A 22,148-nucleotide genomic window follows, 5' to 3' on the forward strand; every position below is an offset into this window, starting at 1 on the left:
GTATCAATTTGATATAAAAATAGCCACTATTAGCAATATAGTTTAAAAGGGGGCATAAATAAACCCCCTTGATACGTAAATTTACAATTTATTACTAGATATGATTAACAATATCTTTAATTAATTTTGGCCCATGGTAAATAAAACCAGAATAAATTTGAATTAAAGAGGCACCCGCTTCCATTTTTTCACGTGCAGCCGTAAGAGAATCAATTCCACCGACGCCAATTATTGGCAGTTTTCCATTTAACTCACGTGAAATAAGTTTAATAACTTGCGTACTTTTTAATTGCACAGGACGACCACTTAATCCCCCCGTTTCATTACAATGACTAATCCCTTGAACCAAAGAGCGGTCTAACGTGGTATTCGTCGCAATAACGCCATCGATATTATGTCTAACTAGGCTATCTGAAACTTGGATAATTTCCTCTTCAGATAAATCAGGCGCAACTTTTACAGCAACAGGCACATATTTTTGGTGCTGTAATTGTAATTCCAGTTGCTTTGCTTTTATGCTACTTAATAAATCATCCAGTGCTTCACCATATTGTAATGTTCGTAGCCCAGGCGTATTTGGTGAGGAAATATTAATAGCAATATAACCAGCATGTGCATAGACCTTATCCATGCAAATTAAATAGTCATCTTTACCTTGTTCGACTGGCGTATCTTTATTTTTACCAATATTGATACCAATGATCCCGCCATAATTCGATTTTTTAACATTCTCTACAAGGTTATCGACACCTTTATTATTAAACCCCATCCGGTTAATTAAACCTTCAGCTTCTACAAGTCGAAATAACCGCGGTTTGTCATTACCTGACTGAGGACGAGGGGTTACCGTACCAATTTCTATAAACCCAAACCCCATGGCACCAAATGCATCAATACATTCACCATCTTTATCTAAACCCGCGGCGAGCCCTAGTGGGTTTTTGAAGGAAAGCCCCATGCATTGAACGGGTTTAGTGGCAACAGATTGGCGAATAAGACATTGGAAAGGGGAATGATTCAAACGTTGAAGCTGGCGAAAAGTCAATTCATGTGCTTTTTCAGGGTCGAGCTGGAACAGTGCCTTGCGGGCAAGGTGATATAGCATATCCAATAACCTATTTTTACTAGTACGTTTCAATAGAGTAGACATCATATCGCACGCTAAAACCCCGCCAAATACAATTTGCCGAGCTTTCATTCATACATGCGGTTTTTTCGTCGGATAAAACGCGCTATAGATTACCCTATCTCACCATCCTTTTACTATGAAAAAATCAATAAAAATGCATTTGCCTGGGTTTTCGAGGGAAAACAAGCATTTTATGAGAGTTATCTCTCATTTAATATTCCACTTTTGTCATAAACAATAATAAGCCGCTAAATGAAATTTTTTAGCGGCTTATTAAAACCAACAACTAGCTAGCTATATATAAACTAGCTTTCTAACGCTTTGGTTATTTTTTCAAATAGATCACCAGACAGGTTATCAAGTGCTTTTAATTGCTCAAGCACTTTACGCATCTGTGCTTGGCGCTTTTCGTCGTAACGTTTTAAACGGATCAACGGCTCAATCAATCTTGAAGCCACTTGCGGGTTGCGCGTATTGAGATCAACTAAAATTTCATACAAAAATTGGTAACCACTGCTATCTTCTGCATGGAAATTAACAGGATTCCCCGCAGTGAAAGCCCCAACAAGTGAGCGAACACGGTTAGGGTTACCCATGCTAAATGAGCGGTGATCCAATAATTCACGTACATTAGCAAGCGCTTCTTTTGCAGGGTTCGCCCCTTGTAATGTAAACCACTTATCCATGACTAACCCGTCATGATGCCAGCGCTCATCAAAATCTGACATTAACTGGGCTTTACAAGGTAACTGTGATTCGTTTGCTGCGGTCAATGCGGCCAATGAATCCGTCATGTTATCCGCTGATTCGTATTGTTCCAACACTAGTTTGTTCGCCAGCTCGCTATCATCACCCGCTGCTAAGTATTGCAGGCAAATGTTACGCAATGAGCGTTTAGCAATATCTTGGTGATCAACACGATAACCATCAATATGTATGGATCGATAAACCGAGAGAAGTTCATCATGCATTTCTACCGCTAAATGATGATGAATAAAGTTCACAACTTCGTGGATCGCAACAGGGTCGATAACCGTAAATAATTCTGCTAGCTCGTTTTCGGAAGGTAACGTTAAGATCAATGCGACTAATGCAGGATCAATCGAATCACTTAATAATACACCCCGAAAAGCATCTACCACTGGCTCAGGTAAAACTAATGCTTCACCTTTTTGATAATGAGCCACATTAATTTTTACATAATTATTAATGAGTTGTTGAGCCGCATCCCAACGAGAGAATTCATTACTTGCGTGCTGCATCAAGAAAGCCAGTTGCTCATCTGTGTAGTTGTAATCTAATTTTACAGGGGCTGAAAACTCACGTAATAAAGATGGAACTGGGCGGCTTGTCACCTCATCAAAAACAAACGTTTGAGTTTCTTGCGTAATGTTTAGCACCGAATTCACGACGCTCCCCTCACGTTTTAGCGTGATAATTCCACCTTGCTCATCATAGAGCTCAATATCCAATGGGATATGCAATGGTTGCTTCTCTGCTTGATCTGCCGTCGGTGGCGTCATTTGGCTAACATGTAGCGTATATTGCTGTTTTTCTGGTGAATATTCATCACGCACAGTTAAAACGGGTGTCCCTGACTGGCTATACCAACGACGAAATAGTGATAAATCAACATTTGACGCATCTTCCATCGCCTGCACAAAATCGTCACAGGTTGCTGCACTGCCATCATGGCGATGAACATAAAGTTGTATACCTGCTTGGAACATCTCCTCACCCAACAGAGTGTGGATCATGCGAATAACTTCCGACCCTTTTTCATACACAGTCAAAGTATAGAAGTTGTTCATTTCAATGACTTTATCTGGGCGAATTGGGTGCGCCATTGGGCTTGCATCCTCAGCAAACTGGGCTGAACGCATTACTTTGACATTGTTGATACGGTTAACAGAGCGAGAACCTAAATCTGAACTAAATTCTTGATCGCGGAAAACGGTTAGCCCTTCTTTAAGGCTCAATTGGAACCAATCACGACAAGTAATGCGGTTTCCTGTCCAATTATGGAAATACTCGTGGCCAATCACGGATTCGATATTCAGATAGTCTTTATCTGTCGCGGTTTCGCTTTTGGCTAAAACATATTTCGAGTTAAAGACATTCAACCCTTTATTTTCCATTGCTCCCATGTTGAAGAAATCAACAGCAACAATCATATAGATATCAAGGTCATACTCTAAACCAAAGCGTTCTTCATCCCATTTCATGGCATTTTTAAGGGACTGCATTGCCCAAGGAGCACGGTCTAAATTGCCTTTATCAACAAAGAGCTCTAACGCAACTTCACGACCACTGCGAGTGACAAAGGTGTCTTTTAAAACGTCAAAATCACCTGCGACTAAGGCAAATAAATAACTTGGTTTCGGGAATGGGTCTTCCCACTTAACCCAATGGCGGCCGTCTTCTAACTCACCTTCTGCGATACGGTTCCCATTTGAAAGTAAATAAGGATAACGTGATTTATCCGCTGTAATTGTGGTGGTATAGCGAGCTAATACATCTGGTCGGTCTTGGTAATAGGTAATATGGCGGAAACCTTCTGCTTCACATTGTGTGCATAACGCCTCACCTGAAACATATAACCCTTCTAGCGCAGTATTTTTCTCAGGGCTAATTTCATTCACAATCCGTAGTGTGAAAGATTCAGGCAATGATTCAATAATTAATTTACCTTCGGATTCTTTATAGTTTTGCCACGCTTTGCCATCGACTTCTAGGCTGACTAACGATAAATCTTCGCCATTGAGCTCAAGCGTTGAAGATTGCGGATTAAGGCGTTTTACCTTACTTACTGCGGTAACAATCGTTTTCACTGGGTCAAGATTAAAATCGAGGTCAATCTCTGTAATTGTGTAATCAGGTGCTTGATAATCCTGACGATATTTCGCTTGTCTTAACTGGGTCATAAGTAACCTTTTAATTCGTTATATTCAATATCGTACTACTTTATTACTTATACAATACTATAAGCCACAATAATGTGAATGGATTTGAGAAACATTTTCATCAAAAAATGTTATCTATTTTTATAGCCATGTTAGTTTTATATAACACACCGTACTTAACTTTGTTAAAAATTCGTTTGCTTGTTGGTGCTATTGCACTATTAAATATTTTATGGCGTGTTAGTATCTTTTGGTGATTAATGCTTTTATCTGTTTCTATGAGGCACAATACGAATAAAGCGTATTTATTTGATTCCATAGTAATACAGAAAATAGTCATACAAAAAAGCAATACGCGAATTTAGATTGCCGTGCTCCTTGAAAGCAAGAGGTAGAATAACACTTCTATCTTTTGCTAAAGTGGGTATACTTTTGCAACTTTAACGATTTAGCTAACAACTATTGCAACTTTTATCTCATTGTGACTTTTTGAAAATCAAACAGCTTTCAAGGGAAACAAGAGTAAAAATTAACAGCATTAGTGGTAAAGATAAGCTCCGCGAGGATGTCTGCGTTCCATGAATCTAGACGCTACACCAATTATTACATCACTGCTTGATACCGATGCTTACAAGCTTCATATGCAGCAGGCCGTTTTCCACCGTTACTATCAGGTACCGGTTGTCGCTGAATTTCGCTGTCGTAGCAGTGAAATCTTAGGTGCTTACGCCGATGAAATTAGGCAACAAATTCAGTTAATGGCTAAATTGTCACTTTCTGATGATGAACTGGGTTTTCTCCGCCGCTTACCTTTTTTCCAAGAAGACTACCTTATGTGGTTAAGGTCATTCCGCTTTAACCCAGAACAAGTCGTTGTCAGTACCACCGACGAAGGCCAATTGGCTATTCGCATTAGTGGGCCTTGGCGTGAAGTGATCATGTGGGAGGTACCACTCCTTGCATTAGTCAGTGAAATCATCCAAAAAGATAGGCATCCAAACATTCATCCTGACGATGCTGTTCAGCAACTCAAAAAGCTGCTAAATGTTTTCTATCAACAAGCCGATGAACACCAGCTTGATTTGTCTCACTTTAAGCTCATGGACTTTGGTACACGCCGCCGTTTCTCCTACGACGTACAATCCGCCATTGTTTCAATGCTTAAACAAGAATTTCCTTATCTTGTTGGGACAAGCAATTACAAACTTGCACACGAATTAGATTTATCCCCTGTTGGCACACAAGCCCATGAATGGTTCCAAGCCCACCAGCAAATCAGCCCTGAATTAGCAAATAGCCAACGCGAAGCATTACAAAGTTGGCTAGATGAATATCCTAATCACTTGGGTGTCGCATTAACTGACTGTATCACCATGGATGCTTTTTTGCGTGATTTTGATGTTAACTTTGCGAACCGCTACCAAGGATTGCGCCATGATTCAGGGGACCCGATCGAATGGGGTGAAAAAGCCATTGCTCATTACCAAAAATTGGGGATTGACCCTATGAGCAAAACGCTAGTGTTCTCAGACAGTTTAGACTTACAGAAAGCACTTGAATTATATCGTTATTTTCATCAGCGGATTAACCTTGTTTTTGGTATCGGCACGCGTCTAACCTGCAATATTCCAAATGTAACCCCGTTGAATATTGTGATTAAACTCGTAGAGTGCAATGGTAAACCTGTCGCTAAGCTATCTGATAGCCCAGGAAAAACCATTTGTGAAGATGATGAGTTCGTCAATCAACTCAGAAAAGCGTTCGACCTACCTAAAATGGAAAAAGCCTGTTAACTAAGTCGCTTTTCCCCAGCTCTGAGTAAGAATTTGCACTTTTCTTGCCCAGAGCTTCAAAACCCTCTTTTTCTTTTATTCACTTACTATTACTATAGCTTTTAAGCTCAATACCCACGCTTCGCTTCAACAGAAATGTTTTATCGCGATTTTTTACTTGTTTCCTAATAAATGGCAAGTAACATAGAGCTTTGGCCCCTGAAAAATGGGATTTCGTTAATATCCCTACTTTAACTATTTTAATCGCCATAAGCCGATGACATTTTTTGAATAATATTCATAGATATAAGCGGTCGAATGGATTTAAAACAATTTGAATTACATCCTAAATAATTCGAGTTGTAGGAAGGCGGCAAACAAAGTGAGCCCTAGGAGCATACATAAGTATGTGACTAGGGTCGGTTTGTGAAGCCAACGCATCTACGGCTCGAAGTATGACGGATTGAGATAGTCGAAGTAGATATCGTTAAATATGAAGAGAGTGAATTATATGATAGTAGCGCCTGTAGTCGACGTACTGCAAGGCCGAGTGGCGGTAGGCACAGAAGTCACCGTTCAAGGCTGGGTACGTACAAGGAGAGATTCAAATGCTGGTTTTTCTTTCCTCGCCGTTTATGACGGTTCTTGCTTTAATCCGTTACAGGCTATCATTAATAATAATATATCTAATTATAATGACGAAGTCCTGCACCTCACAACGGGTTGTTCAGTTGAAGTTACGGGTACCGTAAAAGAATCCCCAGGCCAAGGTCAATCATTTGAACTTGAAGCCACTGCTGTAAAAGTCGTTGGCTGGGTTGAAGACCCTGACACCTACCCAATGGCAGCAAAACGCCACAGTGTTGAGTTTTTACGTGAAGCAGCGCACTTGCGCCCGCGCACTAACTTAATTGGTGCTGTTGCACGTGTGCGCCACACTTTAGCGCAAGCAATCCACCGTTTCTTTGATGAACAAGGCTACTTCTGGGTTTCTACGCCAATCATTACCGCTTCCGATACCGAAGGCGCAGGTGAGATGTTCCGTGTTTCCACACTGGACTACAACAACCTGCCACGTAATGACAAAGGTGAAGTGGACTTCAGCGAAGACTTCTTTGGTCGCGAAGCGTTCTTAACTGTATCAGGCCAACTGAATGGTGAAGCTTACGCAACCGCAATTAGCAAAGTCTATACTTTCGGCCCAACCTTCCGTGCTGAAAACTCAAATACTAGCCGTCACTTAGCTGAGTTCTGGATGGTCGAACCTGAAGTGGCTTTTGCCTCTTTAGACGATGTCGCAGGTCTGGCAGAAAAAATGTTGAAATTCGCCTTCAAAGCTGCTCTTGAAGAACGCCGCGACGACTTAGAGTTCTTTGCACAACGTGTTGATAAAGACGTTATCAACCGCTTAGAAAGCTTTGTTAACTCAGACTTTGCACAAGTTGATTACACGGATGCCATTAAAATCCTTGAAACTTGTGGTCAAAAATTCGAAAACCCAGTTTATTGGGGCGTCGATATGTCGTCTGAACATGAGCGCTACTTAGCAGAACAACACTTTAAAGCGCCTGTTGTTGTGAAAAACTACCCGAAAGACATCAAAGCTTTCTATATGCGTCTCAATGAAGATGGCAAAACGGTTGCCGCGATGGACGTATTAGCACCGGGTATTGGTGAGATCATCGGTGGCTCACAGCGTGAAGAACGTCTTGATATGCTAGATGCCCGCCTTGAAGAAATGGGTATGAATAAAGAAGATTACTGGTGGTACCGTGATCTGCGTCGTTATGGCACCGTTCCTCACTCAGGTTTCGGCCTTGGTTTTGAGCGTTTAGTAGCTTATGTCACTGGTGTCGGTAACGTGCGTGAAGTCATTCCATTCCCACGTACCCCAAGAAATGCTGCGTTCTAATAACCGCTTTTCTGTATTAACCCCCTAAATAACGGGTCAACTAATGTTGACCCGTTATTTTTCACTCTAATATATTTTTAACTACGGACTATTTCAGTCCATTACATAAAATTGCAGCCACATGATAACCCGATCACAATTTTTACGTTATCACCTTATAATTCACCCCAAAATGGCACCAATCTGCTACCGCTAAGAATAATCTGCTTTTTAATCTCACGATCCTCTTTTTACTGGTGATAAATAACCACTTTACATTCGCTAAACTGCTCAAAAAAAAACCAATTTGTCTTTTGAAAAAGTTCCCTAATTTTTGTAATATTTTTTAAACTGGTACGATGAGCGGTTATTTATTGGTCTATTTTTTACATTTTGAAACACCTTGTTACCATTTGTTTCAGAATCTTTGATTTTGTAGCACTTTGAGGGTGGATAATTTTATTTAGCAATGGAACACTGGTCGCCGACATAGACGACACTAATCTCTCACAAATAGTTCCAATTATTTTTTGCGAATTATTTTTGGCAGTGGCAGGTGTCCGAATAACACCAATGAGGGTAATAATAATGATGAAACGCAATATTCTTGCAATGGTTATCCCAGCTCTGTTAGCTGCTGGTGCAGCAAACGCAGCTGAAGTATACAACAAAGACGGCAACAAATTAGACGTTTACGGTAAAGTTGACGTTCGTCACTACTTTGCAGATGGCAAAGGTAGCAATGGAAAAAGTGAAGATGGTGATGATTCACGCGTTCGTTTAGGCCTGAAAGGTGATACTCAAATCACTGATCAACTGACTGGTTTTGGTCGTTTCGAGTGGGAAACTAAAACCAATAAAGGCGAAGACGATAATACCAACAAAAACCGTTTAGCGTATGCGGGTCTGAAATTTGCTGATTTCGGTTCAATCGACTACGGCCGTAACTACGGTGTGGTATATGATACAGCTGCATGGACCGACGTTCTGCCATTATGGGGCGGCGACTCTATGGCTCAGACTGATACTTACATGACTGGTCGTAACCGTAACCTGTTAACTTACCGCAACAGCGACATGTTCGGTTATGTTGATGGCTTAAGCTTCGCGCTGCAATACCAAGGTAAAAATACCGAAACTAACAAATCTGGTGTTTCTGAAGTTTACAAAAACAACGGCGATGGTTATGGTTTCTCAACAGCTTATGACTTAGGCTGGGGTGTAACACTGGGTGGTGGTTATTCTAACTCTGCTCGTACTAAAAACCAGAAAACATCAGAAGCTACTGGTGACCGTGCTCAAGCATGGAACGTTGGTGCTAAATTCGACGCTAACAACGTTTACTTAGCAGCGATGTATGGTCAAACTCTGAACATGACTCACTACGGTAAATATGATTTAGTTGCTAACAAAACTGAAAACATTGAGTTAGTAGGTCAATATCTGTTTGATTTCGGTTTAAAACCATCTGTTGCTTATGTACAGTCTAAAGGTAAGAGCCTGAACAGCCGTGCTGGTGTTAGCTATGGTAATGAAGACGTCCTGAAATATATTTCTGTTGGTTCTTACTACTACTTCAACAAAAACATGTCTGCAGTTGTTGACTATAAAATCAACCTGTTAGATGACAACAGCTTCACTAAAGCTGCTGGTATCAACACTGACAACGTAGTTGGTTTAGGTTTAGTTTACCAATTCTAATTATCAGTTAACTGATAAGTTAGAAAACAGTAACATGTTTTTGTAAGCAGCGCTTCGGCGCTGCTTTTTTATTTTTTCCTCTCCCTCAAACTTCCCCCCTAGAAACACTCAAATTATCGGTAAGACAGACTGATTCACCACCTTTATAGATATTTATGGTTAGATTACATGCAATTCCTACCTAGCTCACAAGATCTCGCCAATTTTTGGTAAAACGGTTGGCAAAAAGCCTTTATCACGTTACCCTGAGAACTCGACTCGTTCGACTAAACCCGTTTTCAGCTATATCCATCAATTTTAATTGTATGGGCTGTTTACAAGCAAGGATAGCCAAAAGCATTCTCACTTACGCCTTCATACACTGTAAATTGTCTTGGGTACCACTACAGAGCTTTGGAATCGACAACATGTTTGAAAAAATTACTTCTGCCCCTGCTGACCCAATCTTAGGTCTTGCTGATAGTTTCCGTGCTGATCCCCGCGATAATAAAATCAACTTAGGTATTGGCGTCTATAAAGACGAATCAGGGAAAACCCCTGTGCTTGATACCGTTAAAAAAGCAGAAAAATTCCTGCTGGATAACGAAAACACCAAAAACTATCTTGCGATTAGCGGAATGCCAGAATTTGGCCGTGTAACACAAGAACTGTTATTCGGTGCACAACATGAAATTGTCACCTCAAAACGTGCACGTACAGCGCAAGCACCGGGTGGTACTGGCGCACTGCGTATCGCTGCAGATTTTATTGCTAAACAAACCAACGCAAAGCGTGTTTGGATCAGCAACCCAACTTGGCCTAACCACAAAAATATCTTTGAAGCAGCTGGTTTAGAAGTTTTAACTTACAACTACTATGACGCTGCAAAACATGGTATGGATTTCGACGGTATGTTTAACAGCCTGTCATCTGCTGTGGCCGGTGATGTGATTGTTCTACACGGCTGCTGCCATAACCCAACGGGTATTGACCCAACGGCTGAGCAATGGACAAAACTAGCCGCATTATGTGCAGACAAAGGCTTATTACCGGTTTTTGACTTTGCCTACCAAGGTTTCGCAAAAGGCTTAGATGAAGATGCCGAAGGCCTGCGTATTTTCACCAAAAACAACCCTGAAATGATTGTTGCGAGCTCATTCTCTAAAAACTTCGGTTTATACAATGAGCGTGTCGGTGCTTGTACCATCATTGCTAAAGACAGTGACAACGCAGAGCGTGCATTTAGCCAAGCGAAAGCGGTTATTCGTGCAAACTACTCAAACCCACCAGCACACGGTGCGGCAGTGGTGACAACTATCCTTTCTGATGACGTGTTAAAAGCGGAATGGATCCAAGAATTAACCGCAATGCGTGAGCGTATTAAACGCATGCGCCAACTGTTAGTGAAAACATTGGAAGAAAAAGGCGCTAAACAGGACTTCAGCTTCATTATCAACCAAAACGGTATGTTCTCCTTCAGTGGCCTAACAAAAGAGCAGGTAGAGCGTCTACGTAGCGAATTTGGTATCTATGCCGTTAGCTCTGGCCGTATTAACGTGGCGGGCTTAACTTTAGAGAACATGGTTCCGCTGTGTGATGCTATCGTTAAAGTGCTGTAATCATTACTTAGCACATGCTATCTAATACAAAAGGCACCTAACTAGGTGCCTTTTACATCAAACTATTAAGCTCTTCAAAATCAATCACCAAACAGGTTGTTCATCTTGCAAGAAAGGGTTTGTTTTACGCTCAAAACCTAAGTTTGACATGGGGCCATGCCCTGGAATGAACTGAAAATCATCACCTAGAGGTAATACTTTGTTTTTTATAGAGGAAATTAGGTCTTGATGATTACCGCGTGGAAAATCACTTCGGCCGACTCCCCCTTTAAAAAGGACATCACCCATTGAAATTAATTTATCGGCGTGATTCACAAAAATAATGTGGCCGGGTGTATGACCAGGGCAATGCAGTACATCAAATGCCATATTGCCGCAAGTCACTTTGTCCCCTTCTTCTAACCAGTAATCCGGCGTAAAGTCAGGGCATTCACCAATATAAAACATCGCATTTTGTTCTGCGAGGTTTTCAATCCAAAAAGCGTCTTCTTTTTGCGGGCCATAGATAGGCACTGAAAAATGCTTAGAAAGAATAGCTGATGCACCGATATGGTCAGAATGACCATGTGTTAACAGAATTTTAGTTAACTTCAGCCCAAGGTTTTCAATAGCAGAAATTAATTTTTCTGCTTCACCGCCGGGGTCAACAACAACCGCATCTAACGTATTTTCATCCCAAATAACGTGGCAATTTTGCATAAATGGTGTTACTGGGATAATAGTATATTTCATCGAGCAATTACTCCGTAATCTGTGTCACCTATGCACAGATTACCACGTTCTTGCAGGTCCTGTATCAATATGTATAAAATTGCTTCGAGGATAGTAACCAACACCACCCGCTTTCATTTTTAGCGCAGCTTTGCGGATATTGCTCAGTTGTAACCCTTCGATATGGAAATCCATCGCTTGCCCACGGGTATGGTAACTTTTCTTTGCCACGCCAGAGCTTTTACTGCGCAATTTATTGTTAGTCTCTAAAGAACGATAACCAGAGATCAGTTGGACAGGTTTGTTTGTTCCCATCATCATTTGTAATAAATAGATTTGGTCAAACAGTTTTGGGTCAATAGTTTTTACTTTGTCGCAACGGTAATCACGGAAAAAATGATTTAAACGCGCTAATTCAGACTTATTATAACGGCGCCCGTCAAAAAACTCAGTTTTTAGCGATTCGCCTGTATTAATGTTTTGAAAACGCAAAATACGTGGTCTAGGGGTCGTCATCGCAGCAAATACATGGCTTGGTAATAAACTAAGGCCAACTGTTGCGGCCCCAATACCTAACCACTTTCTGCGGGATTGATCAATTATATCCATAGGTGATAGCTCAGATTCTAATATTTTCAGTATTAATCGATAAAATTTTGGCAACCTATTGAGTCTAGCAAATCACGCTTATCTTTAATGTATAATTATGTAAAGATATGCATACTTCGCAGAAATTTTATTGCATTTTTCGTCAAAAAGAGAGTTTTATCACTAGAACTGCTCGAAACATGCAATTTAAGACACAAAATATGCTGCCTTTATCAAAGGTAAGCAAAATAGTAATGATTGAGCAACCATAAAACAACGGAATAAATAAGATAAAAACGGATCCTAGAGGTAAGGTCACAGAATGGAAATGTGTAAAAAACTGCGCTCAAGCAATTAACTCTTAAAATAATTAAGGGGAGAAAATCCCCCCTTTAAATTAAAAACTACAATTAGTGTAAAATCTTTTTCAATATTGGCAAATATTTATCTGCATTATTAATCGAATTATCATATTGATAAATATCGGCTCGATATTGTGGTTGCTGGTCTTTATCTACCCATGCGGTTTGGTAATACAGAAAAACGGGGATCCTATCGGGTATATTGACATACCGTGTTGACCCTTCTTTCAACGCACCATCAATGCGTTTTTTTTCCCAACCTGCGTCACCTAATAAAATACTCGCTAGCTCACTTGCTTTATTCACTCGTACACATCCAGAGCTTATTGCACGTGCATTACGATTAAATAAACTATGGTTTGGTGTATCGTGTAAATAAATCGCATCTGAACTCGGCATATTAAACTTATAGCGTCCTAATGAGTTAGTTGGGCCTGGTGCCTGCCGAATACGGTATGGGAAATTTGCGGGGGTGATATTTTCCCAATCTATCGCATAAGGATCAATTTCATAAGAATCTGAGCCCCACCCTGAATAAACCGTATATCCTTTACGACTAAAATAACTTGGGTCTTGTTTTCCTCTTGGAGCGATATCTTTACGTGCCATACTGGTCGGCACACTCCAAGGTGGGTTAATAACTACATTGTTTAGCGCACTGCTCATGATTGGTGTTTTGCGATCAGCACGACCAACAATCACTTTAGAGTCTAAAATCACTTCGTCATTTAAATAGAAATCTAAAGAGTAGCCAGGAATATTCACTAAAATCCCTGTCCCACTACTTGCAGGTATAATACGTAAGCGTTGAATATTGAGTGCCATTAAACCTGCTTTCTGCTTAGGCTGCATGTTTAACCAAACACGCGTGCCTTTTCCAACAACACCGTCTGCTTCTAAGCCATATTGCAATTGGAATTTTTTTACCGCATCGACGAGCTCTTGATCATAGACTTTCGACACAGAGCTCGCAGGTGCATCAAGTGTTCCTGTCGATTCAGTGGCTTGTTCAGTTGCCAGTTCTGCTACTTGAGCCATGGTCTCAGGAGGCGCGATGTCTTCGGTTACATTTCCGCCTTCAAGTAACCCTTCACGTTGCAAGATTTGACGCAAAATAACTACATCATCGCTAGACTGCCCTGGCTTTAATGTTTTCGTTCCCACAATTTCCAGGTTATCTTCAGGGATCGCTAATAATTTCAACATTTCTTTGCGCATTGGCAAATACATTGGGTGACTCGGGGCTTGCGATTTAACCCAATCACCTAAGTTATTAGACTCGATGGCATCTATCCATGGTTTCATTTGAGCGGCCGTTGGAGCCATAATTTTATAAGGTCGATTAGTGTATAACCAATATTGCCCATTCGCTTCTATCGACGATAAATACTGTAAATAACCAAGCATGGCATCAGATAAAACAACGTCACGGCCTAGCTCGTTTAACTGATTATTTTCCAGTATCGCTAACCACTCCCCAAATTGAGGCTGAACGCCAGAAAGGGATAGTTCTGCCAATTGTTGCTGAAATTGGCTAATTGCCGCTTCATCTTGCCACAATAGCTGCATTTGCCTATCAGCGTATAATTTTGCTAATTGCGTAGAAAAGATAGGTTTCACATCCGCAGGAAGCGACTGTGTTATTTTGACTAAACTTTCTGCTGGTGTCACCGAAGCTATCGTTTGAACTTCAGAAACACTTTGCTGCGTATTTTCTTCATTTGAGAATGCGGGAAACTGTAACGCCATCAACCCGCATATTACCGAGACTTGCAGAGCTCTCACTCTTCTCTTTGCCATACATCCACCTTAATTTACAACATGGATAATAATATTTTTATTATAATTACAATTTTATTCTATTTAATTTTAGCAGTAATGTTATAGGAATAGGCTAATTTTCCTTTTTTCAGATTATGTACTGCTAAGTTAACAATTAATGAGAAAAAGAATTATTTTCATCATAGGGAATTCAACAGTGTATTCGTGGTTTAAACATAGATGAATTTTATTTTAATTAAAAGTTTACCTAACGCTTTCTTTGCCACTTAATTACCATATAAAAAAACCGATATTTATTTCTAAATACCGGCCTTCATTTCACTCACAAAAACTATTACTGCAATGTTGGGGCTTGTACAGTCGGGGGTTCTTGCCCGAAGCCTTTTAAGCCAACTACATGCACATGTTCATGATTACCAACCACTTTACGAACTAGTTTATAAGTTGTGCCCTTCTCAGGACTAATATTCTCTGGCGCTGCAATAATTAGCTGCATTTCTAATCTGTCACACAGTTCAAATAAGGTTGCAATTGATTTAGCATCTAATCGCGCAGCTTCATCTAAGAATAATAAACGGCAAGGAATAATATCTTTCGCACGCAAACGGCGGGACTCTTCTTCCCAGCTTTGTACTACCATCACTAAGATGGACATCCCCGTACCAATAGCCTCACCCGTGGATAACGCACCACTTTCCGCTTTTAACCAGCCATCTGAACCTCTATTAACCTCAACTTCTAACTCTAAGTAGTTACGGTAATCGAGTAATTCTTCACCGATAGTTTGCGGCAACCGCTGCCCAACATCCACTTGAGGGTTGAGGCGTTGGTATAACTTAGCCATTGCTTCAGAGAATGTTAACCGTTGGCTGGTGAATAAGTCTTGATGCATTTCGCTCTCTTCAGAGAGCACACTCAGTAACAATGCATGACTTTCTCGAATATTCACATTGAGGCGAACCCCTTTAACCTGACCAAACGCCACCGCTTGCAGCCCTTGGTTTAGCATACGAATTCGATTTTGTTCGCGCTGAATGGTTTTGCGAATAATATTCGCCACACTTTTTGAACTGATCGCCAATTTTTGCTCACGTGCGGTTAGTTCTTCCGTTAAGCGCGCCAGCTCAATTTCCATTTGCTCGATTGCATCAATCGGGTCATCAGTACGAATAATATCTTGGCGAATACGTTCACGTAGGTGTTGATATACCGCAATAAAGAATTTTATCTTCCGCTCTGGGTGTTTTGGATCCTCAGACAAACGCAGTACATCCCGCAAATGTTCGTTATCTGCAACTGCTAAGCGCAACGCACCTAAGGCTTTATCCGACATCGAACGTAAGCTGTCACCGTCAGTATAAGCCAGTTCACGGCGGTGTAGACGACGTTCAACGCCATTGTCTTTCACCAAGCACATTACCGCACACCAACCTGCTTTTGCCGTCACGACCTGCTCACGCAGCATATAGTAGTCTTTTTCTAACTTACGAAGGCGCTTCTGTAAGTTATCCATTTCGGCTTCACATAATGTCAGCTGTTTTTCTAACTGGTTAATACGGCTACGATTTTCCATGACACGCTGGTGCAACTCATCGCGTCGGATACGAGCGCGCTCTTGGGCGTCAGGGTCGGCTTTTACGCCAATCTCTTGCATCTCGACTTCGAGCTCTTTCAACATCTCTTGTTTGGTATCGAAAGAACTGCGTAACGAGGCAAGAACCTGATGGAACTGCGCACTTTGTGCTTGGTGCTGGCGTAATTGCTCGCGAGCACGTGTACGTTCGGTTTCTGCCTGCTCTAAACGCTGACGTAGTTTTTCATTTAGGTCCGCGTTTTCATTCACCATTCCGGTTGAATCACTGTAACTAAAGTGAGCACGGCGCTGAACAACCTCTACTAATGCAAAAGCTTGCTGTTTCGCATTTTGCTGGCTATGTTTTGCTGACTCATAATCTTTGCGTAATTGCTCGTGTTGTTCAGGATCACTGAGTAACACCGTCACAATCGGCTCTAATTTATCTAACGCATCGCCATGTTTATTCAGGAAATGTGCCGCTTCTTCTGCTTCCGTTAGCTCTTCGTTTATCTCTTCAACTCTGTCCGTCAATGTTTCATCGAGTAATAACCCCATTTGAGGCAATAAACGATTAAGAGCCGCAAGGCTTTCTTTACCTTGGGCAAATTGTTGACGTTGTTGCTGAGTTTGCTCTTCAAATTGAGCTAAAGCACGTTCAATCTCCGAACGTTTTTGGTTGAGTGTACGAATTTCAGCTTCTGGATCATCCTCAAAAGCCACCGAAATGTGTTGGCCTATAAACCGGCTGAATGCTTGGTGTGAACGCTGAATTTTCTGTACGTCAAATGACAGATTCGCATAGCGCTCTGCCAGCTCATCACGTTCAGCCGTTAACGACTCTAAATGGCTTTCACGTGCGGCACGACCAAATAAAGGCAATTCAGGATAACGAGAGTAACGCCATTGACGCTCAGACGAACGGACTAATACCGCATTTTCAAACTCTTGCGCATCAAAAACGCTATCATCGAAAGAAGATGGATCTCCCTCGATAAAATACACATCATCTGGGCAATCTTGTAACGAATCCAATTGATTACGAACTACATCAAGGTCTTGCACCACAATTCCGTGACGTGCAGGACCATATAGCGCGGAGAAATAAGCCGCGTCTTCGATGGTAATATCATCATAAATTTCAGATAACAACACACCATTAAAACGTTCTGCCAACGCTAACATGCGGCTATCTTCCGCACCACTTGGCTGGCTTAGTCGCTCAATTTGTTTTTCGAGATCTTTCCGTTGCGCAGCAACTTCATCTCGTTCAACCGTTATTTCCCGTTCTTGTTCGAGGAGTTGCTGCATAAACTCAGTCACAGCAGTACTTGACTCAAACGTTTCATGGGACTGCTCATTAAGCTGCGTTAGCGCTTCTTGAGCCATAATCCATGCAGGGGCTTTAGATGAAAGTTGGCTAATACGTTGGCGGATCTGCTCCAATTCTTGGCGCATTTGCATCCGTCTCTCGCCGCTCTCATTCACACCAATACTCAGTTCTTCTTGCTGTGCTTCCAGCTCAGCCATTAATGCATCAAGCTCATCGGGCTCATAGCTTTGGCCATGACGCTTACAAAACTCTGCCAATAAGCGTTCAGCATTTTGCTGGCTATTCAGACGTTGTTGCAATTCAGATAACTGCATACGCAACGGCTGCACGCGATCTGCTAAATGTTGTTGTGATGACCAATCACGCAGTAATGTACGCGCTTGCTGGTATGCATCACTGCGGCTAACTTCCCCTACCATACTTCTAACTAATTGATAGGCTTGCTCAAATTGGCTATGTGCGGCATCTGCCACACTCATTTTTTGCTCAAGCGCTAATAACGCTTGGGTTGCTTGCTGTTCGCGTGCCTCGAAGGTATCTAACCATTCATCCGCGTTATCAATGGATAATTCAGGAAGCTGGCACAATTCACGAGCACGCGTTAAGGCGTGCAAGGCTTGCTGGTACTGAATAGCGCGTGTTTGTTGTACATCCAGAGCCTGTTGGTAATCGGCGAGTTGATTTTTTAATTCGTCAACTTCAATTTCCGCAGCTTCAGCTCGTGCTTCATATTCTTCTTGAGTTTCAGTTGCTTCAGCAACGACTTCACTTTGTTCTTCAAGACGATAGGTCAGTTCTTCGATATCCGCTTGATAGCGGTCAATTTTCTCTTGCTGACGCAGCGCGGCTTGCACTAAATTTAAATGGTCACTGGCCGCTTGGTAGTCTGCTTCTAATTCTGTAGAAGCCCCATTCTGCTCATTCAACTCACGCGCCATTTCGACGCTTCGAACCTGTTCAACACGCAATTGTTTACGGCTGGCTAATAGCTCATTGCGTGCAGCCAGTGCTGCATCAAGGTGAATACGTCTTTCATTGGAATGGCGCATATAATCCGCAGAAACGTAATCAGTCGCTTGGCTAATCAAATGCTTGAATAAGTCACGGTCTGATTGCGTTACACGAATGGCTTCTAATGTTAAACGGTTTTCACGCAAAGCCGCTTCCATATCTTGGAATGCTTTACGTACCCCACTGTTTTCAGGTAACAAATAATCACGTAATGAGCGAGTAATGGCACTAGAAATACCACCATATAGTGACGCTTCAATCAGGCGATAATATTTGCTTCGGTCACTCGCGGAACGTAAACGTTTAGGTAAAACCCCTAATTCAAACAGAGTCGAATGGTAGTCAGTTATTGAGTTAAACTGCTTAAACAAAACGCCTTCCTGTTCTTCAAGACGTTCTTTTAACTCGTTGAGTGGAATGACTTTGGCTTGACGACCATCAATAACCTCCGTCAATATTTCCGTTGGCACCGTCGCCAATGGAATGCCTTGGACCATAAACGGCTTAATATCCACTTTTTTATCGCGCCCGGCGACTTGTTGTAAACGCACACCCACCATGACACGCTGATGCTTCGAATTTAACACATCTAAAATTGCGTAACAGACGCCTGGACGTAACTTACCATGTAAGCCTTTATCACGAGAGCCAGAGGTTGCGCCCGCTTCCGTTGTGTTACGGAAGTGAAGCAAGGTTAAATCTGGGATCATCGCGGTAATAAATGCCGCCATGGTTGTTGATTTACCCGCACCATTACCACCCGATAATGTGGTCACTAATTCATCAAGGTCAAAAGTTCGGGCAAAAAAACCGTTCCAATTCACCAGCGTCAGTGAGCGAAATTTTCCGCGTTCAATCATTATTCTTCATCCTCATCACTTTCTGCTGGTTCTTGACTCTCTTCACCACCCTCTTCATCACTATCTTTTAGTGATAATTCACCGTCAAGAGAGATAGCTTCACCATCACGGATCATCCGTAACTGGGCATCTTGTGGGTTATCGCCACTGCGCACATCGGCACCAAAACGGAAGACAGATTCGCTAATAATAAATTTACTCGGATCATTTTGCAGAAAGTGCACCATTCCCAAGCGACGTAAACGGTTGAGTGATGTTCTGAGTTTTTCCTGCAGTTTTTGTTTATCTAAATCAGAACCTGTCGAACGTTGATTAACAAATTTAAGTAATTTGCTTTCATCCGCTAATGATAATAACTCTTCAAATAACTCTTGTGAGGTAAAAATACCTTGGTTACTCAAGCGTTCGGGGCTGAGATAGAGATAACAAAGAATTTTCCCAACCATCATATCTAATTCAGATAACACAGAGCGAGGTATTAAGGTTGTTGAGCGCGGACGTAAATAGAAGAACCCCTCAGGGGCACGAATTAATTCTACGTTATATCGTGCATAAAATTGTTCTAATGCTTCCTGAAAATCCATCAAAAATGCGTGGTTATCAAGGTCATCAACACTAATATGGCGACCTGAACGCAATTGGCTGTCTAGCTCTGGAAAAATCGGGTTAGCTAATGCTTGAGCCAGCTTAACTGGCATAAATTGTTCAATATTTGTCGATGACATGTGCCTGTACCTTGGCTCCGTGATCATTAATAGCTTGCCATTCTGCCGGTAACCCCGCCAAATCAGCCTCTGCGATACCTAATTTAACAGCTTGGTCGATAATAATTCGAGCTACATCAAAATGACGTTTTTGTGGATATTGCAGTAAATAGTCATGCAACACACGGCCAACATCGAGCGGCCGTTGCTCTGCTTTATAAATGGCTAACTCAACTTCCATTAGCTCAGCAAGCTTATCATTTAATTCACTAAACTCTTCAAATTCAAGCTCTGGTGGTAATTCACCCATCACTTCTTCATCATGCAACGCGAGCTCTTCATCACGCATATCGAATAACCGATCCGCATTGGCGTAAGTGAGTGCCCAAGGGCTATCAAGGTAGTGCTGAACGGATTGACGTAACCGCTGAGAAAATATTCTATTTTTATCCATATCGATAGCTGTACGGATAAACTTATGAACATGACGATCATAGCCAATCCATAAATCGATAGATTGTTGACCCCAGCTAACAATACGGTCTAGTTTATTTTGCAGGTCAAAAACCAGCCTATCTACTATGTCAGAGAACACTGGCGCATTCATATTGGCTTCTTGAATACGTAATAAATTCGCTTGCAGTTTGTCCCCTGCGGCTTCTAATGTGTCTTGCAATTCACGCAATGTACCTGATGTTTCTGACAGTAATTGCTCACAATTAGCAATAGCTGCCTGCCAGTCTTGATTTAATAATGCCGCAATATCTTCTTTTACTGAATTTTGTTGTTCATCCATAATGCGTTGCGATAAATCAATACTGTCAAAAATTTCAGCAACTGAATATTTTAGTGGGGCAAATACATAACGATGCCAATAAAATTCATCGCCCCCTTCCTCTGCGGCTTCAGCGGCACGTTGCAGCTCTCCTGCAACAATAGAAAGCTGCATAGAAAGTCTTAATGTTGAGAACTCTCGCTGACGAATATAATAATCGCTGATACCGATCCCCAGAGGGGTTAAGCGGTAAATGGCATTACCTTCAACAATGTCACTGGCAAAACGGTTAAATATCTTCTGGCGAACCATATCATTGATGGCATTATTGGCTCTTACCGCCAAAGATTCTGTGGTCTGTTCAAACCCTTTGCAAACCTCACGAAAGGCATCAACCAGCTCCACTTCACTCATTTCACCATTGACTCTTTCACTATTTAATACCGCCACCGCAAGCAAAAATGCCAAACGTTCAGCGGGAAGTGAAATCGAAAAATCATTTTTTCGTGCCCAAGACACAAGTTCAGGGACGGTCTGGGAAAAATCACTCATAAATCGTCCTTTTGTATTTGTTTGCGTGCCATGACATGAATATAACGCCCCATACTAATATAGGGTTCTTCACGGCAATACTGCTGCTCTAATGCCAACAATGCTGGAAAATCTTTTTGCTGTAACTGCCGACTTTGTAAATAGTCATGAAATACCCTAACACCACTTTTACCGATAATCTGCATATTACACTCACTCAACCAAGCATCAACTTGATGAGGAAAAAGTGGTTTTTGCGGTGATAACGAGCGTTTGCGACGACGTTGGATATGTGGCGTTGCAAGATGAAAATTTCCCAAAATTGCGTTACGCATCACCAGACCATTTGCATTATAGAACATGACAGAAAATACGCCTTCTGGTCTAATTATATCTACCAGTTGTTCAATTGCATATTTTTGATCGCTAATCCATTCAAGTACCGCATGAAACAGAACAAGGTCAACAGGTTCATCAATGTATTGTGCAACATCTTGCACCGCACAATGTACAAAACGCATGTTATCGCTAATACCTTGTTCCTTGGCAAGTTCCCTGCCTCGTTCCAACATCTCTTCAGATAAATCGCAAAGTATCACCTGATGCCCCATTTCGGCGAGTTTGCGTGAAAAATGCCCTTCACCACCACCTGCATCAAGTATTTTTAGGGTTTTCCCCTCAAATTGGCTGTGCAATAATTGAGTCAAATCTTGCCAGACTACCGCTTCTCGTATTTTTCCTTTTGTCGTTCCGTAGATATTTTTTGCAAATTTATCGACAATATCATCAAAGTTGCGGTCTGCCATGTGCTATCCGGTTACCTATCATCTATTATTTAAAGCGGTTTATGAGCCAATTTGTCGCGAAAAAACGTAAAATGGTTGATTACATCTTGATTATGGAGAAAATCAACGCTAACCAGAA

The 22,148-nt window shown here is 41.5% G+C and carries 13 protein-coding genes; 4 read left to right on the plus strand and 9 right to left on the minus strand.

All coding sequences use genetic code 11. From position 1 onward, the window contains the following. Positions 1-94: 94 nt before the first annotated feature. Positions 95-1,105: a quinone-dependent dihydroorotate dehydrogenase gene (gene pyrD, locus PSF42_RS02160; protein ID WP_272679426.1), complete on the minus strand. Its 1,011-nt coding sequence runs from the start codon at positions 1,103-1,105 to the stop codon at positions 95-97. Positions 1,106-1,434: 329 nt separating this feature from the next. Continuing rightward, a complete protein-coding gene (gene pepN / locus PSF42_RS02165) occupies positions 1,435-4,053 on the minus strand; it encodes an aminopeptidase N (protein WP_272679364.1) in 2,619 nt (872 codons plus the stop codon). A gap of 557 nt (positions 4,054-4,610) precedes the next feature. Here pepN and pncB point away from each other — a divergent pair. From pncB to PSF42_RS02185, 4 genes are all read left to right on the plus strand, one after another. After that, the gene (gene pncB, locus PSF42_RS02170; RefSeq protein ID WP_213914477.1) at positions 4,611-5,825 is read left to right on the plus strand and encodes a nicotinate phosphoribosyltransferase; all 1,215 of its coding nucleotides are present in this window, start codon (positions 4,611-4,613) and stop codon (positions 5,823-5,825) included. Between the two features lie 490 nt (positions 5,826-6,315). Further along, the gene (asnS, locus tag PSF42_RS02175; protein ID WP_125892655.1) at positions 6,316-7,716 is read left to right on the plus strand and encodes an asparagine--tRNA ligase; all 1,401 of its coding nucleotides are present in this window, start codon (positions 6,316-6,318) and stop codon (positions 7,714-7,716) included. 567 nt (positions 7,717-8,283) lie between these two features. Continuing rightward, positions 8,284-9,396 (plus strand): porin OmpC, encoded by a 1,113-nt coding sequence (gene ompC / locus PSF42_RS02180; RefSeq protein WP_272676865.1) that lies wholly within the window; start codon positions 8,284-8,286, stop codon positions 9,394-9,396. Between the two features lie 407 nt (positions 9,397-9,803). Next, a complete protein-coding gene (locus PSF42_RS02185) occupies positions 9,804-10,994 on the plus strand; it encodes an amino acid aminotransferase (protein ID WP_272679365.1) in 1,191 nt (396 codons plus the stop codon). Positions 10,995-11,078: 84 nt separating this feature from the next. On the opposite strand, the gene PSF42_RS02190 is transcribed toward PSF42_RS02185, so the two are convergent. The 7 genes from PSF42_RS02190 to cmoM form a co-directional block, all read right to left on the minus strand. Continuing rightward, positions 11,079-11,726, minus strand: coding sequence for an MBL fold metallo-hydrolase (locus tag PSF42_RS02190; RefSeq protein ID WP_272679366.1), 648 nt, complete (start codon positions 11,724-11,726; stop codon positions 11,079-11,081). A gap of 39 nt (positions 11,727-11,765) precedes the next feature. Further along, positions 11,766-12,314, minus strand: coding sequence for a YcbK family protein (locus PSF42_RS02195; RefSeq protein ID WP_102138492.1), 549 nt, complete (start codon positions 12,312-12,314; stop codon positions 11,766-11,768). Between the two features lie 389 nt (positions 12,315-12,703). Beyond that, the gene (ldtD, locus tag PSF42_RS02200) at positions 12,704-14,455 is read right to left on the minus strand and encodes a L,D-transpeptidase (RefSeq protein ID WP_272679367.1); all 1,752 of its coding nucleotides are present in this window, start codon (positions 14,453-14,455) and stop codon (positions 12,704-12,706) included. A 316-nt stretch (positions 14,456-14,771) separates the two neighbouring features. Continuing rightward, on the minus strand, positions 14,772-19,214 hold the full coding sequence (mukB, locus tag PSF42_RS02205; protein WP_272679368.1) for a chromosome partition protein MukB: 4,443 nt from the start codon (positions 19,212-19,214) through the stop codon (positions 14,772-14,774). After that, complete coding sequence (gene mukE, locus PSF42_RS02210) at positions 19,214-19,939, minus strand: chromosome partition protein MukE (RefSeq protein ID WP_272679369.1); 726 nt, start codon at positions 19,937-19,939, stop codon at positions 19,214-19,216. The genes mukB and mukE overlap by 1 nt, the downstream gene beginning before the upstream one ends. Beyond that, positions 19,920-21,245, minus strand: coding sequence for a chromosome partition protein MukF (gene mukF, locus PSF42_RS02215; protein WP_125892643.1), 1,326 nt, complete (start codon positions 21,243-21,245; stop codon positions 19,920-19,922). Before mukF ends, mukE begins: the two co-directional genes overlap by 20 nt. Then, on the minus strand, positions 21,242-22,030 hold the full coding sequence (cmoM, locus tag PSF42_RS02220; RefSeq protein WP_213914615.1) for a tRNA uridine 5-oxyacetic acid(34) methyltransferase CmoM: 789 nt from the start codon (positions 22,028-22,030) through the stop codon (positions 21,242-21,244). The genes mukF and cmoM overlap by 4 nt, the downstream gene beginning before the upstream one ends. Between the last annotated feature and the right edge of the window lie 118 nt (positions 22,031-22,148).

Source organism: Providencia sp. PROV032 (genome assembly GCF_028484875.1).
In the GTDB taxonomy this organism is placed as follows: Bacteria; Pseudomonadota; Gammaproteobacteria; order Enterobacterales; family Enterobacteriaceae; genus Providencia; species Providencia rettgeri_E.

Bases quoted from the DNA above. Each gene is read 5' to 3' on its own strand.
- pyrD (WP_272679426.1), bottom strand. From the start codon at position 1,105: ATGCTATATCACCTTGCCCGCAAGGCACTGTTCCAGCTCGACCCTGAA.
- pepN (WP_272679364.1), bottom strand. From the start codon at position 4,053: ATGACCCAGTTAAGACAAGCGAAATATCGTCAGGATTATCAAGCACCT.
- pncB (WP_213914477.1), top strand. From the start codon at position 4,611: ATGAATCTAGACGCTACACCAATTATTACATCACTGCTTGATACCGAT.
- asnS (WP_125892655.1), top strand. From the start codon at position 6,316: ATGATAGTAGCGCCTGTAGTCGACGTACTGCAAGGCCGAGTGGCGGTA.
- ompC (WP_272676865.1), top strand. From the start codon at position 8,284: ATGATGAAACGCAATATTCTTGCAATGGTTATCCCAGCTCTGTTAGCT.
- PSF42_RS02185 (WP_272679365.1), top strand. From the start codon at position 9,804: ATGTTTGAAAAAATTACTTCTGCCCCTGCTGACCCAATCTTAGGTCTT.
- PSF42_RS02190 (WP_272679366.1), bottom strand. From the start codon at position 11,726: ATGAAATATACTATTATCCCAGTAACACCATTTATGCAAAATTGCCAC.
- PSF42_RS02195 (WP_102138492.1), bottom strand. From the start codon at position 12,314: ATGGATATAATTGATCAATCCCGCAGAAAGTGGTTAGGTATTGGGGCC.
- ldtD (WP_272679367.1), bottom strand. From the start codon at position 14,455: ATGGCAAAGAGAAGAGTGAGAGCTCTGCAAGTCTCGGTAATATGCGGG.
- mukB (WP_272679368.1), bottom strand. From the start codon at position 19,214: ATGATTGAACGCGGAAAATTTCGCTCACTGACGCTGGTGAATTGGAAC.
- mukE (WP_272679369.1), bottom strand. From the start codon at position 19,939: ATGTCATCGACAAATATTGAACAATTTATGCCAGTTAAGCTGGCTCAA.
- mukF (WP_125892643.1), bottom strand. From the start codon at position 21,245: ATGAGTGATTTTTCCCAGACCGTCCCTGAACTTGTGTCTTGGGCACGA.
- cmoM (WP_213914615.1), bottom strand. From the start codon at position 22,030: ATGGCAGACCGCAACTTTGATGATATTGTCGATAAATTTGCAAAAAAT.